We start from the raw sequence: 14,462 nt of genomic DNA on the forward strand, positions 1-14,462 counted from the left end.
AGTGAGCGAATACGTCGTTTCCGCCTTCAACTTCGATAAATCCAAAACCTTTTTCTGCGTTAAACCATTTTACTGTACCTTGTGTCATTTAAATGACCTCCATTATTCGTATTAATAAGATGACAATTTCCTTAAAAAGAAAAAAATTCACATATTACAAAAAGTACCAAACAAAATCCAAATACTTTTTGTAATAGGTGAATTTATTGTTGTCTTGTGTAACTCTTATTAAACCTAGTATATACCATAAAAATGAATTTGTCTAGTGCATAGCCTACTACACTCTTTATTGCGCATTTAATTAAACCTTCCCTATCCGGTCCATTTAGTAAGGAACGTATTACTCTAACATTATGCAGTAGAAATTACATCACCTCTTATTAATACTAACTAAGGATCGAAGGTGATGTAATTTCCTACTTCTTATTTAGTACGTCAATGATTTTTCTTCAATATCCCCTGTCTTCATATCCCTCAATCCATACTTCCCTTTAGCTATTTCATCTTCCCCCAGCACAATAATCTTTGATACATTTTCACGATTAGCCTTTTCCATTGCCTTACGTACCTTTTTGCCACCGAGTTCTACTTCAACCCGATTACCTTCTTTGCGTAAGCTTGATGCAAGTTGTAGTGCCTGCTTTTCTGTACCAATGGGAATAATATAAATATCGATCTCTGTAGGCTTTCCTTCAATTTTACCAGCTAATTCAAGCGCTGTATAAATAACATCAAGGCCGAATGAAATACCAACCGTTGCAAATTCCTCATCTGTGCCAATCAGTCCACCAATCGCATTATCATAGCGACCGCCACTGCCAATACTTGATTTAATTACACCGTCTGCTAAGAAGATTTCATAAATAGTTCCTGTATAAATTTCCAGACCTCGTGCTAAAAACGGATTGAAAATACAGGTTTGAGCAATATTAAGCGCGTTTAAATAATCCATTAATTCATGTACTTCAGCTACACCTTGCTTTATGAAGTTGTTTTCGTCTTGAAATGTTTCAAAATACGAAAGTGTCGGTGCTGCGTCTAAAAAGCTTTCTATATTTTTTAGCGACTTTTGACTTATCCCCAACTCCGTTAATTCCTTCGCTAATGTCATACGGTCGATTTTTTCCATCTTGTCTAAAACTAAAATAACCCGATTCATTTTTTGTTCATCCACTTCAAGCACTTGCAGTAACCCGTACAAAAGCTTGCGGTTATTATATTGAATAAAGATGTTTACGTCTAATTTTTCAAAAGCATTGACTGCCATCATCATCAGTTCAGCTTCCGCAGCTTGTGACTTTACACCGACGATATCGACATCACATTGTGTAAACTCACGGAATCGTCCAGCTTTAATCGGACCATCACGAAACACTTTCCCGATTTCATAACGCTTAAATGGCATCGCAAGCCCTGGATTCATCGCTACCACTTTTGCGAATGGAATGGTTAAATCATAACGAAGTGCCAATTCACGTTCGCCACGATCTGTTAATGTGTACATTTCCTGCAAAATTTCTGCCCCACCTCCATATTTGGATGCCATTAAATCGGTATAATTAATCATCGGAGTTTCTATTGGTTTACAGCCATATAAAATAAAAGTATCCTCCAACGTACGGCGAATTTTACGTCGTACTACCTCTTGCTCTGGTAAAAAATCCTGTGTACCTCGTACATTTTGATAATCCATTTTTTTCATAGTGATTCCTCCTTTATTTTTGGCAATAAAAAAAATCGTCTATATAAAGCTCCTAAAACGGCTTTATGTATACGATTCCACGAAAAATAGTCTTCCTATTCAATATTAATAAATTAATAAAGATAGCAAGACTACTTTGTATGATGATGTGTTGTAGAAAATATGGATGCCTTCAATTTCAGCATAAACATTCCTCCTTCTAAAGTTGTCCATTACTATACAGGAACTTATTTCCATTTGCAATAACTAATATCTTTTGTGGAAATATTACATTTAATAACAATAAGTTAGGGAAGACAAAATTGAAAATAAGATTTTCTAATGAAGTCCGTTCTGCTGCGCTACGGGAAAAGGCGTTGAAGCAAGTGTTTTTGAAGCTGTCGTCCGTTGTAATCCATTCCGAGGCAGGCTTTCCGGGCGGCGGCGTGGCTCCAAAGCTTTTGTAAATTGAATTGCGTAACGAGATAAATAGAGGAATGAATTTCCGTTATTTCTAAAATAACATAAAAAATAGTGAAAATAAGGGAAGAGATTTCCGTTATTGACCTAAAAAGTATGAAGTTTCATGATTTTATTGAAAATAACGGTAAAACGTTCCCTTATTTATCCTAAAATGAGCTACATCATTCAAATAACGGTAAAAGCTCCCCTTATTTTAGGAGGGCAATTGATCAGACCAAATAGGATAAGGGTACGATTTTATGTTTCGTACCCTTTTGTTCACCACATTTCATTTTAAATATTTACACTTGCACTCTTTGACCGCTTCCGCCTATTTGTATAAATTGGTTATAAACAACTCTTGCTAACATCGGATCTGAAACACCATGTATAATGGCGCGACCATCTTCAAAGAAAACGATGCGGTATGTCTCAAACTGACATGATAGTAAATATGGATTTACTATTAGATGTTTCACTTGCTTACTTATGTTTTCTGCAATTTGTTCTAACGAATACTTATAAGATTGGCCAGGTCTTAGCTGAACGGCATCCCTCCCGCAAAGCACCCCTACCTTCATTTGCTGATTTAATTGTAGAAAAGGGTAAATTGGTTGTTCTCCGCAAGTAAGGCAATGTGGATTTTTAAGCTTCGATACATGAATTTTTGCCTGCTCTTCCTTCCATAGATCGACCGATTGAACAATTGGTTCCAATGGAATCCCTGAAAGCCATTTCATTACGGATGTTACTTGGTACGCAGCCGTAACTTGAACAATTGGGCTAATGACACCGACTGTATCACAGGTCATCGTGTCCATTGGTAAATGATGCAGCAAACAATGTAAGCATGGGGTTTCTCCTGGGACGATAGGTAATGTGAGACCATAGCTCCCGACACAGGCACCAAATATATACGGAATCCCTTTCTTATTTGCCGCATCATTAATGATTAAGCTTGTTTCAAAATTATCCGTTGCATCGACAACAATCATATGTCCTTGCATTAACGTTTCTATATTTAGTCCGTGCACATCCTTCACAATACCTTCAACAATAATTTCACTGTTTATTTGCTCCAGCCTTTGTTTAGCAGCGATAGCCTTTGGTAATTTGTGATGGACATCCGTCTCGACGTAGAGCTGCTGGCGTTGCAAATTGCTCCATTCAACATAGTCTCTATCAACAATCGTCAAATGCCCAATTCCTGCTCTCGCCAGCATTTCAGAACTCGCTGAACCAAGTGCCCCTACCCCAATAATTAAGACTTTTGCCTGCTGGATACGCTGTTGCGTGTTTTGCCCTAAAAATAAGGATTGTCTTGCATAACGATTGTTCAAGGCGTCACCATTCCTGCTGTCGGGCTGCTCGGAGTTGCATACTCTTTTTCTTCTATTCTGCCTGCCTCAAAGCCTAATCTGCCAGCATCTATTGCGAGCTTCATTGCCTCAGCCATTCTTACAGGATCCTTTGCTCCAGCTACAGCTGTATTCAGTAATACCGCATCTGCCCCTAACTCCATCGCATAGGCAGCATCTTTAGGAGAGCCAATTCCTGCATCTACAATAATCGGAATAGTTGACTGCTCTATAATAAACTTTAAATTCATTGGATTTATAATACCTTTGCCTGAGCCGATTGGTGAAGCACCTGGCATAATCGCATGAACACCCAAGCTTTCAAGGCGTTTTGCTAGAACGACGTCATCCGATGTATACGGTAAAACGATAAATCCTTCTTCTAACAGCATTTCTGACGCCTTTAAAGTTTCAAGGGGATCCGGCAGTAATGTATGCCAGTCTCCAATGACTTCGACTTTTATCATGTCACACAATCCGGATGCCCTAGCGAGTTTAGCAATACGAACTGCTTCCTCAGCATTTTTTGCCCCTGCTGTATTAGGCAGCAGCGTATATTTCGTCAGATCGAGCTGCTCCAAAAAGTTAGGCTGCTCTTCTGAAAAAATATTCATTCTTCTTACGGCAAACGTTAAAATTTCTGCCTGTGATACTTCTACTGCTTTTTTCTGCACCTCAAACGACGGATATTTCCCTGTCCCTAACAGCAATCTGGATTGAAACGTGCGATCTGCAATTTTTAACATATTTCATCCTCCTCCAACAAAATGAACAATCTCTACCACATCACCTTTTGATAAGCTCGTCATTTCATAGTTTTCTTTCATAACAATTTCCTGATTAACCTCTACGACAACAATGCGATTTTCTAAGCCATAATGTTTCAGTAATTGCTGAACATTTTGAAAAAGCTCGAGTTGCTTTCTCCCATTCACTGTAATAGACATCGCTTACTCATCTCCTGTTCGGTCGATTCATTTGAAAAGCCTCGACCCATTCTTTTTTTACAGCTTTTTTTAATATGAAGCTCGCAATCATCTCACCTGTTGCTGGTGCTAATAAAATCCCGTTTCTATAATGTCCTGTTGCAAATAATATCGCATCATCATGTGGATGAAAGCCTATAAACGGTTTTTGATCGAATGTTTGTGGACGCAATCCTGACCAGGCAGCATTAATCTTCATCTGACCAACTGCAGGAAAGAGTTCCTTCGCTTTTTGAATTAATGTTTCCATGCCATCCAGGCTTACGTGTTCTGACCAATCATTTCCCTTCATAGTAGCGCCAATAACTAGCTCCCCATTATTTCTAGGAACGATATAGTATTTATCATGAAAAATAGTATGTTTTAATAAAGTGCTTCTCCCTTCAACAGCAATACATTCCCCTTTGACCGGTGTTATTTGCTGCTCTATACCTAGCTGCTGAAAAAAGGGATTACTCCAAGCACCCGTAGCAATGACAACTCGTTTTGCTTTGATCATTCCTAGTGTTGTATCTATTTGAAAAGTATCCTGCTGCTTTTGAATCTTTAACACCTTTGTATGCTCAAAAATGGATGCACCGTAAACTTGTGCCCCTTTAAAAAAAGCCTGGCATACACGATACGGCAGTACACTAGTATCCTCTTCAATATAGGCAGCCCCTATTATATGCGGGGAAACATCGGGTTCTAGATTTTTTACTTCATTTGCTTCAAGCCATGTCACAGTAGGCAGTGCGAGTATTGTCCCTAATTCTTTCTTGTCACGTTCAGAAAAGGCCAGCTTTAAAATCCCTCCCTTTTTGCAGCCAATATCAATGCCACTTAGCCCGTATAGTTCATCCTGTATCTTCGAATAGAGCGCCTGACTGTATCTCGCAAAAGTGAAGAAGTCCTTTCCATCGCCCTCATATTCCGAATGTGCACCAAGCATACCCGCCGCTGCACTTGTCGCTTTTAGACCAATTCGACTTTCCTCAAGGACGGCTACCTCGACTTGATCCTTTGCTAAATAATAGGCAATCGCACTTCCAATAATCCCTCCGCCAATTACGACTACGTCATAGCTTGATTGCATCTTTAATGGCCTCCCTATATTGGTGTGCTGCTGCAAATGGATGCGTTGCCGAAAAAATACCGGACATAACCGCTATCCCATCTGCCTTAACATCTAGGAGTGCCTGTACTCGATCCACATGAATCCCACCAATCGCGAAGACGGGAATTTTTAAGTTCTTTTTCATTTCATGTATGGGAGAAAGACCGTTTGGAACCTTTCCTTTTTTACTGTTTGTTTCAAAGCAATGTCCATAAAGAACATAATCAGCCCCTTGCCGCTCTGCCTCCATGGCGCCCACATAATCATGAATCGATCTACCTATTCGAAGTTGTGGATATTGATCTTTAACCTGTTGTCCCGATAAGCCTCTCTCCGGTAAATGAATCGTTTGAATACCGTTGCTCAAGGCAATATCCAAATGACTATTTACGATGATTTTGTCTTTCGGGACAGCTCCCTTATCCAAATATTCCAGTAAAGTCACCACTTCTTTTGCTGTTTTTGTTTTTTCACGTATTTGGATATAATCCACGATTTGCTGAATTTGAATGATTTTTTGTGCTAATACTAAAATTGGCTGACTATCATCTGTTACTGCCATTAACTTCATATAACTACGCCCCTCCAGGATGTTTACAAGTTCGTAACATGCTCATTCCTATACACTTCCTGTTGCCAATCCTGACAAGTCCAGGACATTTCCCAAAACTGCCACTCATAATAGCAACTGCGCTTGAAATGGGCTGTCAATTCACGTTCATCATTTCCTGGCATCTGTGCAAATCGATTCATCATTTCCTTTTGTTTTTCAATTGTTTGTTCCATCTCAGCGGAGGCATATAAATCAATCCACTGCTGATACAACTTAACACCCGGTGTTGCTTTTCGTAATGCGGCTCCGATTTCCTGATATAACCACGGGCAAGGTAGTATCGCAGCGTATGCGTCGGCAATCATCCCTGTATAAAATGCTTGATACATGTGACTGACATAATTGTACGCTGCAGGTGCTGGTTCAAAATTACTGATTTCTTCAGGCGTAACCTGCAACTCATTAAAAGTCGAACGGTGTAGCTCTAACTCTGCTTCCCGGATAAAGTTCGCGGTTTCCAGGAAATAAGCTACATCCTCATCCTCATTAGCTTTTGCCGCCAGCATCGCAAGTAGTTTCATATAATGCTTTAAATAATATGAGTCCTGCAGCATATAAAATTTAAACTTTTCCAGCTCCAATGTTCCATCAGCAATACCTTGTACAAATGGATGCTTCAAACTGGCCTCCCAATAATATTCCGTTTGCTTTCTTACTTCTCCACAAAAATCCATCCTAATTCCTCCTTGGAGGCGTAAGCAAAAAAGGCACCTCTACGAAAAGTAGAGATGCCTAAAAAAGTGCATATGTACGCACTTATTGCTCCCTACGCCAGTATTAACTGTCAGGTTCTAAGGGTCAGGTTTTAACCTTCTCAACACAATTGTGTCCCCCCGCAATTAAAAAATTTGCAAAAGAAAAGCTCTCCAAAAAGATGGAGAGCGCCACGTACGATTATTAGCTTGTACATTTTGCTCCCTACGCCCGTGTTAACGGAACAGGTTCTAAGGGTCAGGTTTTACCTTCTCAACACTTACGTGTCCCCCTGCAAATTCATTTAATTACTACTAGTCTACTGATAATTCTGAATAAATGCAATGGTATTTTAAATTATTTCCTACTACCTACCATTTTCTCGCTTCATTCGCTACGTATAGTGCGACAGTTTTATTTTGCTTCCAAACATTGTTCCAGCGTTTCAGTGGTACCGAAGCTTCACCGGCATATGGTGCTATTTCAACCGTCATCGCAGGTCGGTCTTTAACTTTTGTGAAGTAGTCCTCAGAAGCTGCAATTGGTTCGTTTTTTGTTGTTACAGGCATCATTTTATAGCCTGTAATTGAAGAAACTCCCTTTACTAGCTTTTTCGTACGTTCAAATTGGTTCTTCGCTCGACTCCAATATATAATTTGACCGGATGAATGATAAGATACATAGGCTAAGTGATTGCCGCGATCAATCAGTCTTTTCATTGCAAGTGCTTCAGGCTCTGTATTCGGCGCTTTTCCTTTATATTCTTTATACGAAGGCTTTGTCATTTTAATTAATTGCCAGTTCACATTGAATTGACGGTTTAAATCGACACCATTTATATTTGCTTTCCAACGATTAAAATTGGAGCTCCCATTCATCGCTCTCAACTTGGCCATAGATGTTTTCACTTTTCCACCTTGTGAAAGTGTTACACCATCTGGGTTAACCATTGGTACAAACACAATACTTACCTCACTTAATATCGTTTTCACATCATATTTTTCTATCTTCGTGCCATTCACGTAGGCCTTTAAATATGTATCAATCATTTCCATCAGCACATTCGTCGTCATATGTTCCCGGCCATGAAATGCCGCATCAAATAAAACTTCCTTTTTACCAGTTCCGAGCTTTATTGAATAGATAGAGCGCCCTTCAACAGATTGTCCAATTTCCTGTAATTGCGTAAGTGAAGGATACATCAGGGAAATCATTTTTAACTTAGAGGCTATTTCATCAAATGTTAACATTTTTGAACCGTCAACTAATTGAGCATAGTGAACATCAGTTAAAGTAAGGAAAGCTGTTTTAGAAGAATTTCTTACGATACCTTGCTTCCCTTGTATCCCGGTTAATAAAAGCTTTTCCCCTTTTGCTACTCTTTTTAAAACAGCCCCATTCTTATCCTTTAGTTCCGTATCCTTTTTTGCGATTACTTGTACTGGGTACTTACCAAGGTCAATCTTTTCTGTAGCAGCATTTGTAGTCATTGGATGAAAAATGGCTGTTGCAAAAAATATAAAACTAAAAAGCAATATTTTTCTCATGAAATCCCTCCCGCTTAGGTCTTTAAAACTTAACTTCTTTACCCTTAACTGTACAATAAAAAACAGCCTGTAAGAATATTATTCCTACAGGCCGCCCATATTAATTGTCTTTTACATCTTTACGATTTTTCTTCAGCATTTTCGATAATACTTCATATACAATCGGAACGATGACTAATGTTAATACTGTTGATGATAATAAACCACCAATTACTGTTACGGCTAAGTCCTGAGATATTAGTCCGCCACCAGCACCACCGAATGCCATTGGTAACATCGCACCAATTGTTGCAATCGCGGTCATTAAAATTGGTCGTAAACGGGTTGCCCCAGCTTCCAATATTGCTTCACGCATATTCATACCTTCATGTTCCATACGGATAATACGGTCAACAAGTACGATAGCGTTCGTGACAACAATACCGATTAACATCAGTAATCCCATCATAACCGATACAGAAATTGTTTGGCCTGTCGCGAATAGCCCAATCCATGAACCGATCACAGTAAATGGTAATGAGAATAAAATCGCAAATGGTGCCAAACCTTCACCGAATGTTACAACTAAGATGAAGTATACAATGGCAATTGCTGCAATCATCGCTACCCCTAATTGAGTGAATGTTTCAGTCATATCAGCCGCAACACCACCTACACCAGTCGTAACACCTTTAGGTAATTCTAAATCAGCAATCTTTTCGTCTGCTGCAGATGTAGCCTTCGAAATATCTTTATCTGTAATCGTTGCAGATACTGTCGCAAAGTATTCGCCTTTTTGACGAGATAAAGAATTTAATGTAGTACCTTCTTCAAGTTCAACAATGTCACCAAGTTTCATTGTTTGACCTGTTGCAGTTTGAATTGGTGTTTCCAATAGTTCATCAATGTCAGCAGCTGCAGATCTTGCTTCACGTTGTACAACAACATTAATATCACTACCATCACTCTCAACAGTTGTTAATACTTCTTTTGCTGTATTTGTTTGTAAAGCCATTAAAATTTGTCCAGTAGTTAAACCGTATTGTAATACGTTTTGTTGATCTACTTTGATGACATTTTCTACATAAGGCTCAGAAGCATTTGATTCAACTTCATCTAGTCCGTCGATATCCACTAATACTTCTTCCACTTGAGCTACAGCTTCGTTTAACTTATCTAAGTCTTCACTGTATAACGTATAGCTTACTTCATTCGATGACATACCCATCGCGAAGTTTTGTGTTTTCCATTCACCTGATTGGCCAACGTTGAAGATATAGTCTTCTACTTCTTTTTTCGCTCCAGGGAAATCATCCATATCCGGATCGAAAATCGCATAAATTAAACCACCGCCAGCACCGCCGCCAGTCATCATTGAGGCTGCATCTGTTGAAGGTTCAGTATTCACCGATAATTGTAAAATATCGATATCTTTACGCTTAATTAATTCTTGTTCAACTTCTTCAATGTTAGCTAATGTATCTTCCATTAACTCACCCGTTTTAGGTGTATATGTTAAATACATTACCTTCTCTTCTTGAGAACCCATGAAGCTGAAGCCGATTAATGGCGTTAACGCTAATGAACCTACTAACATTACAATCGCAATAATAGAAGTAATCCATTTGTGATTTAAACATTTTTCTAAGAATCCACGGTAAGTTAATGCTAATTTACCAACTTCTTTATGTTGACTTTCTGATTTTTCACCGTAAATTTTCTTACGGAATAATGTATGAGAAAGTGCTGGTACAATTGTAACCGCAACGATTAATGAAGCGATTAATGCAAATGACATTGTAAGAGCGAATGGTACGAATAATTCTCCAACCATACCACCTACAAATACTAATGGTGCGAATACCGCAATTGTTACTAATGTTGAAGACATAATTGGCTTAAACATTTCAATCGTTGCTTCACGAATTAATGCACGGCCTTGTAATTTTTCTTCTTTTAAGTGCATTCGACGGTATATGTTTTCCACTACTACAATCGAGTCATCAATTACACGACCGATTGCAACGGTAATGGCACCTAACGTCATAATATTTAATGTAATATCCATCCAGTGCAATAGCATTAATGCCATAAATACTGAAACTGGAATCGAAATAATCGAAATGATTGTTGATTTAAAGTCACGTAGGAATAATAGGATAATTAAAATCGCAATTAATCCCCCGAATACTGCCTTTTCAACCATTGTGAAAACAGAGTCTTCAATCGGCTTACCTTGGTCTAAAGAAATATCGATTTGAAGACCGGAAATTAACTCCTGCTCTTCTTCAATTAATTCTTTTACTGCATTTACAACTGTTACTGTATTTGCATCCTGACCTTTAATAACTTGAATGGCAATAGCATCTTTACCATTTGTACGAGAAACTGATTGAACTTTACCAACCTTTTCAATCTCAGCAATATCGCCTAGCTTCACAAACGGTACTGGATTTGTTTCAGATGGTGTAACAGGGATTAACATTTCTTTTAAATCTTCCACTGTTTTGAACTTACCATCAACTGCAACAGCCTGCTCGCCCTCTTCAAATTTATATAAACCTAAAGAAACAGCTAAGTCGCTTGCTTGAATCATTTGCTTAACGGAATCTTCTGTTAGGCCTAATTCATTCATTTTTGCTTCATCATATGTGAAAGCTACTTCTTCCAAATGCTGACCAGTAACCGTAGCTGATGCTACACCGTCAATTTTGTTTAACTTTGGAAGGATAATTTGTTCTACTGTAGATGTTAATTCGACAATATCCTCATCTGAACTACTTACTGATAACGCAATAACTGGCATCATATTCATACTGATTGCCATAATAGAAGGCTCTTGAGCACCTTCAGGAAGTGCAATATCATCTAAAGCAGCTTCTAATTGACGTTTCTTTTCATCCATATCTACGCCATATTCATATTCCACTTGAACTTGTGAAACATTCGAACTCGATGTAGAGTATACAGCCTTAACATCTTCTAAACTTTCAACTGCCTTTTCATAAGGAATTGAAAGGTCATCCATTACTTGCTCTGGTGTTGCACCAGGATAAACACCCATAACGATTAAGAACGGGATCGATATGTCTGGAATCGATTCCATTTTCATACGTGTAGATGAATAAATACCTGAGAACACGATTATGATTGTTAGTAACCATACGGCAAGCTTATTTTTCAATACGAAATTTACTAAGCCTTTCACGGTTCCACCTTACCTTTCTTGACTATATGTAACCACCATTCTATAATAATGACTAGCCGGTCACGTGTCAATTGAAAGGGGCTCAAAATTATTATGACAAGAAAACAATTAATAATGGATTCTGCCCTACAGCTTTTTGCAGAAAAAGGGATAGAAGCTACGTCAGTTCAACAAATCACTGATCACTGCGGCATTTCTAAAGGTGCTTTCTATCTTTCATTTAAATCAAAAGATGAACTTATTTATTCAATAATTGAACATTTTATGAACAATATAATAAGAGAAGTTGACCGAGCAGTCAAAGAAGGCTCCACACCATCAGAAAAGCTCCACATTTATTTTGTTCATACATTTAAAGTTATGTCACAATATACAGGCTTTGCGGAAATATTGATGAAGGAAAAGGTTTCTGCGATTAATGAGACGTTGATTGAACGAATTCAATATTATGTTGATTTGGCCAAGAAAAGTTTGGAGAAGTTATTATTCGAAGTATTTGGAGATCAGATTGAAGGGAAGCAATACGATTTAGTGCTCGTTGTTAACGGGATGGTACAGGCGTATTTACAAAATTTCTTCGAATCGTGCAAACCGTTCGATGTCATAAAACTTGCTGATTCACTCGTAGAGAAAACGACGCTATTAGCTACGAAAAGTGAAATTGTTTTTTTACAGGATTCATCACAGCTTTACAGTCGGATAAAGAACTATTCAATTGAACATATCGTTGAGGAATTGGATTATTTACAGCAACAAACAAATGATCGGCTAGAGCTGGAATCCATCCAATTGCTGAAGGAAGAGCTAATGATGGAAATGCCAAGACCTGCCATCATCGTTGGTCTTATTTCCAATTTAGAAAAAAACGAGAATTTTAATTGGATTACAATATATTTAAAAGATCGTTTCAATTAAAAAGGCTATGACTAAACCCTTCTCAAAACAAAAGCAGTTCAAATTTTACGATGAGTAAAGTTTGAACTGCTTTATTTTTGGTTTCTTCCTCGTAGCCGTTGTTCTCCAAGGACATGCTACATCTATTAATTTTCTTCATTCAAGAAATTTAATATTTCGCGGGTTACGGATTTGGAATCTTCCAGCATACCGAGATGCCCTGTATTTGTTTTCACTTTTTTAACATGAGGGTTTGATGTCACAATTGGTGTAACAGCTTTGTCCTGTTCACCTTCAATGACTAAAATTGGTGTAGATGTTGTATCCATTAAATCCTTTTGATTTGGACGTGATTTCATTGCACCAAGTGCCGTTACGAGTCCTTCCGCATTCGCTTCATAGGCGACTTCTTTTGCAAACAGTACATCTTCTGCATCTGCATTTGGTGCCAAGAAGTTATGGATAATGCCATCTACAAACGGTCCGACTCCATGCAATAATATTTCTTCCTGTTGTTTCGCTCGTTTTTCGATCGCTTCTGGGGTATCAGGTGCATCAGATGAATACAATAAAACAGCCTTTTCAATGTTCGTATATTGCTTTTCGATGGCTGCCAGCGTAATGTACCCGCCCATTGAATGGCCAATCCAATATGACCTTTCAACTTTTTCTAACGTTAAAATATCGATAATATCTTCTGCATACTGGTACACAGTGTATTCCCCTTCAGGAGCCTCACTCTTTCCATGTCCGGGTAAATCAATTGCAATGACATCGAAGCACTTTGTTAATGGTTCGATAATTTTATCAAAAATTGATGTTGAACCTAAGAAGCCGTGGACCAACACGACCACTTCTCCAGATCCTTTTCGCGTATAATTTAACATTAATATCAGTCCTCCCCTTTTTTCTTCTCTTATCTTTTTCCGTATTTACGTAAACATAAACAAAGAGCTGTATTAAAGTTTCAAAGACTTTAAATACAGCTCTCTACTTATTTAAATAAAGGACTTTTTCCGTCTAAATGTAGGTTTCACTTCGGCAAAAAGAATGGCGATAAAAATAAGCACACATCCTACAAGCATACGTCCCGTTAAAATTTCATGTAAAATCAGTACAGAGAACATCGTACCGAACAATGATTCGGTTGATAAAATGATCGCTGATTTTGTAGGATTCGCATATTGCATCCCAATATTTTGGCAAACATACGCAACGCCGGTACAAAAAACGGCTAAATACACAATGATCCCAAGTCCTTCAGAACTATAGCTAGTCGGTACTTCACCTAATATTAAGACAGCGATCACACTTAACACGGCTGCAGTATAAAATTGAACGATCGTTAAAGCCAATGCGTCCTCTGTCTTTACAAATACATTTGTATAAAAAATATCAAATGCAAACCCTACCGCACAAAGTATCGATAAGAAATCCCCAACATTAATAATCAATGAATCCTGCAGCGATAAGAAGCCAATCCCGACAACCGCAATTCCGGCAGCGATAAATTCAAAGCGATCGATGCGTCTTTTGTAGATGACATAGGCGATAATAGGCACGATAATAACATTAATCGCCGTTAAAAATGCATTTTTGGATGGAGTCGTATATTCCAATCCCATAGTCTGTAATGCAAAAGCAGTAAACAAAATAGCTCCCAGCACTGCGCCCTTCCACAAGACGGCTTTCGTTATTAACCGAATTTTTTTATAGAAAATCATACTTAATAAAATAGAAGCCAACAAAAAACGTCCCGCCATTAATTGAAATACGGTCCAATGCTCCAAACCTTTCGCCATTCCAACAAATCCGCTTCCCCACATAACTGCGGTAATAAGCATTAACAGTTCGCCTTTATATTTTTGCATAATTATTCCTTCTCTCTCTTTAAACACAATTAGATATACAATAATCAATATTGCATAAAAAAGAAAGTGAAAAT

The 14,462-nt window shown here is 38.1% G+C and carries 13 protein-coding genes and 2 riboswitches; of the genes, 1 reads left to right on the forward strand and 12 read right to left on the reverse strand.

Features of this window, described 5'->3' with window-relative positions; all coding sequences use genetic code 11:
* The 10 genes from SNE38_RS16900 to SNE38_RS16945 form a co-directional block, all read right to left on the reverse strand.
* Window positions 1–88: cold-shock protein (locus tag SNE38_RS16900; protein WP_336046590.1), on the reverse strand; the 88-nt coding region annotated here is incomplete at its 3' end.
* 339 nt (window positions 89–427) lie between these two features.
* Complete coding sequence (locus tag SNE38_RS16905) at window positions 428–1,702, reverse strand: histidine--tRNA ligase (RefSeq protein WP_336046941.1); 1,275 nt, start codon at window positions 1,700–1,702, stop codon at window positions 428–430.
* Between the two features lie 743 nt (window positions 1,703–2,445).
* Window positions 2,446–3,483, reverse strand: a complete 1,038-nt coding sequence (locus SNE38_RS16910) for a ThiF family adenylyltransferase (RefSeq protein ID WP_191703436.1) — start codon at window positions 3,481–3,483, stop codon at window positions 2,446–2,448.
* Complete coding sequence (locus SNE38_RS16915) at window positions 3,480–4,247, reverse strand: thiazole synthase (protein ID WP_191703437.1); 768 nt, start codon at window positions 4,245–4,247, stop codon at window positions 3,480–3,482. Before SNE38_RS16915 ends, SNE38_RS16910 begins: the two co-directional genes overlap by 4 nt.
* 3 nt (window positions 4,248–4,250) lie before the next feature.
* Complete coding sequence (thiS, locus tag SNE38_RS16920; protein WP_191703438.1) at window positions 4,251–4,448, reverse strand: sulfur carrier protein ThiS; 198 nt, start codon at window positions 4,446–4,448, stop codon at window positions 4,251–4,253.
* Between the two features lie 7 nt (window positions 4,449–4,455).
* Complete coding sequence (gene thiO, locus SNE38_RS16925) at window positions 4,456–5,562, reverse strand: glycine oxidase ThiO (protein ID WP_191703439.1); 1,107 nt, start codon at window positions 5,560–5,562, stop codon at window positions 4,456–4,458.
* On the reverse strand, window positions 5,546–6,154 hold the full coding sequence (locus tag SNE38_RS16930; RefSeq protein ID WP_191703440.1) for a thiamine phosphate synthase: 609 nt from the start codon (window positions 6,152–6,154) through the stop codon (window positions 5,546–5,548). The genes thiO and SNE38_RS16930 overlap by 17 nt, the downstream gene beginning before the upstream one ends.
* Window positions 6,155–6,177: 23 nt before the next feature.
* Entirely contained in the window at window positions 6,178–6,870 is a 693-nt protein-coding gene (tenA, locus tag SNE38_RS16935; RefSeq protein WP_191703441.1) for a thiaminase II, read from the reverse strand.
* A 72-nt stretch (window positions 6,871–6,942) separates the two neighbouring features.
* Window positions 6,943–7,041: riboswitch (TPP riboswitch) on the reverse strand.
* A gap of 53 nt (window positions 7,042–7,094) precedes the next feature.
* A riboswitch (TPP riboswitch) is annotated at window positions 7,095–7,193 on the reverse strand.
* Between the two features lie 67 nt (window positions 7,194–7,260).
* Window positions 7,261–8,436, reverse strand: coding sequence for a M14 family zinc carboxypeptidase (locus tag SNE38_RS16940; protein ID WP_191703442.1), 1,176 nt, complete (start codon window positions 8,434–8,436; stop codon window positions 7,261–7,263).
* 100 nt (window positions 8,437–8,536) lie between these two features.
* Window positions 8,537–11,623, reverse strand: a complete 3,087-nt coding sequence (locus tag SNE38_RS16945; protein WP_191703443.1) for an efflux RND transporter permease subunit — start codon at window positions 11,621–11,623, stop codon at window positions 8,537–8,539.
* A gap of 93 nt (window positions 11,624–11,716) precedes the next feature.
* Here SNE38_RS16945 and SNE38_RS16950 point away from each other — a divergent pair, with 93 nt between their 5' ends.
* Window positions 11,717–12,538, forward strand: a complete 822-nt coding sequence (locus SNE38_RS16950; protein WP_191703444.1) for a TetR/AcrR family transcriptional regulator — start codon at window positions 11,717–11,719, stop codon at window positions 12,536–12,538.
* 125 nt (window positions 12,539–12,663) lie between these two features.
* On the opposite strand, the gene SNE38_RS16955 is transcribed toward SNE38_RS16950, so the two are convergent.
* A complete protein-coding gene (locus tag SNE38_RS16955) occupies window positions 12,664–13,404 on the reverse strand; it encodes an alpha/beta fold hydrolase (protein WP_191703445.1) in 741 nt (246 codons plus the stop codon).
* A 111-nt stretch (window positions 13,405–13,515) separates the two neighbouring features.
* Window positions 13,516–14,388: a DMT family transporter gene (locus SNE38_RS16960; protein WP_191703446.1), complete on the reverse strand. Its 873-nt coding sequence runs from the start codon at window positions 14,386–14,388 to the stop codon at window positions 13,516–13,518.
* Between the last annotated feature and the right edge of the window lie 74 nt (window positions 14,389–14,462).

The organism is Solibacillus ferritrahens, from assembly GCF_037027585.1.
GTDB classification, from domain to species: Bacteria; Bacillota; Bacilli; order Bacillales_A; family Planococcaceae; genus Solibacillus; species Solibacillus ferritrahens.

Coding starts and splice junctions, on each gene's coding strand:
- SNE38_RS16905 (WP_336046941.1), bottom strand. CDS start 1,702: ATGAAAAAAATGGATTATCAAAATGTACGAGGTACACAGGATTTTTTA.
- SNE38_RS16915 (WP_191703437.1), bottom strand. CDS start 4,247: ATGTTAAAAATTGCAGATCGCACGTTTCAATCCAGATTGCTGTTAGGG.
- thiS (WP_191703438.1), bottom strand. CDS start 4,448: ATGTCTATTACAGTGAATGGGAGAAAGCAACTCGAGCTTTTTCAAAAT.
- thiO (WP_191703439.1), bottom strand. CDS start 5,562: ATGCAATCAAGCTATGACGTAGTCGTAATTGGCGGAGGGATTATTGGA.
- SNE38_RS16930 (WP_191703440.1), bottom strand. CDS start 6,154: ATGAAGTTAATGGCAGTAACAGATGATAGTCAGCCAATTTTAGTATTA.
- tenA (WP_191703441.1), bottom strand. CDS start 6,870: ATGGATTTTTGTGGAGAAGTAAGAAAGCAAACGGAATATTATTGGGAG.
- SNE38_RS16940 (WP_191703442.1), bottom strand. CDS start 8,436: ATGAGAAAAATATTGCTTTTTAGTTTTATATTTTTTGCAACAGCCATT.
- SNE38_RS16950 (WP_191703444.1), top strand. CDS start 11,717: ATGACAAGAAAACAATTAATAATGGATTCTGCCCTACAGCTTTTTGCA.
- SNE38_RS16955 (WP_191703445.1), bottom strand. CDS start 13,404: ATGTTAAATTATACGCGAAAAGGATCTGGAGAAGTGGTCGTGTTGGTC.
- SNE38_RS16960 (WP_191703446.1), bottom strand. CDS start 14,388: ATGCAAAAATATAAAGGCGAACTGTTAATGCTTATTACCGCAGTTATG.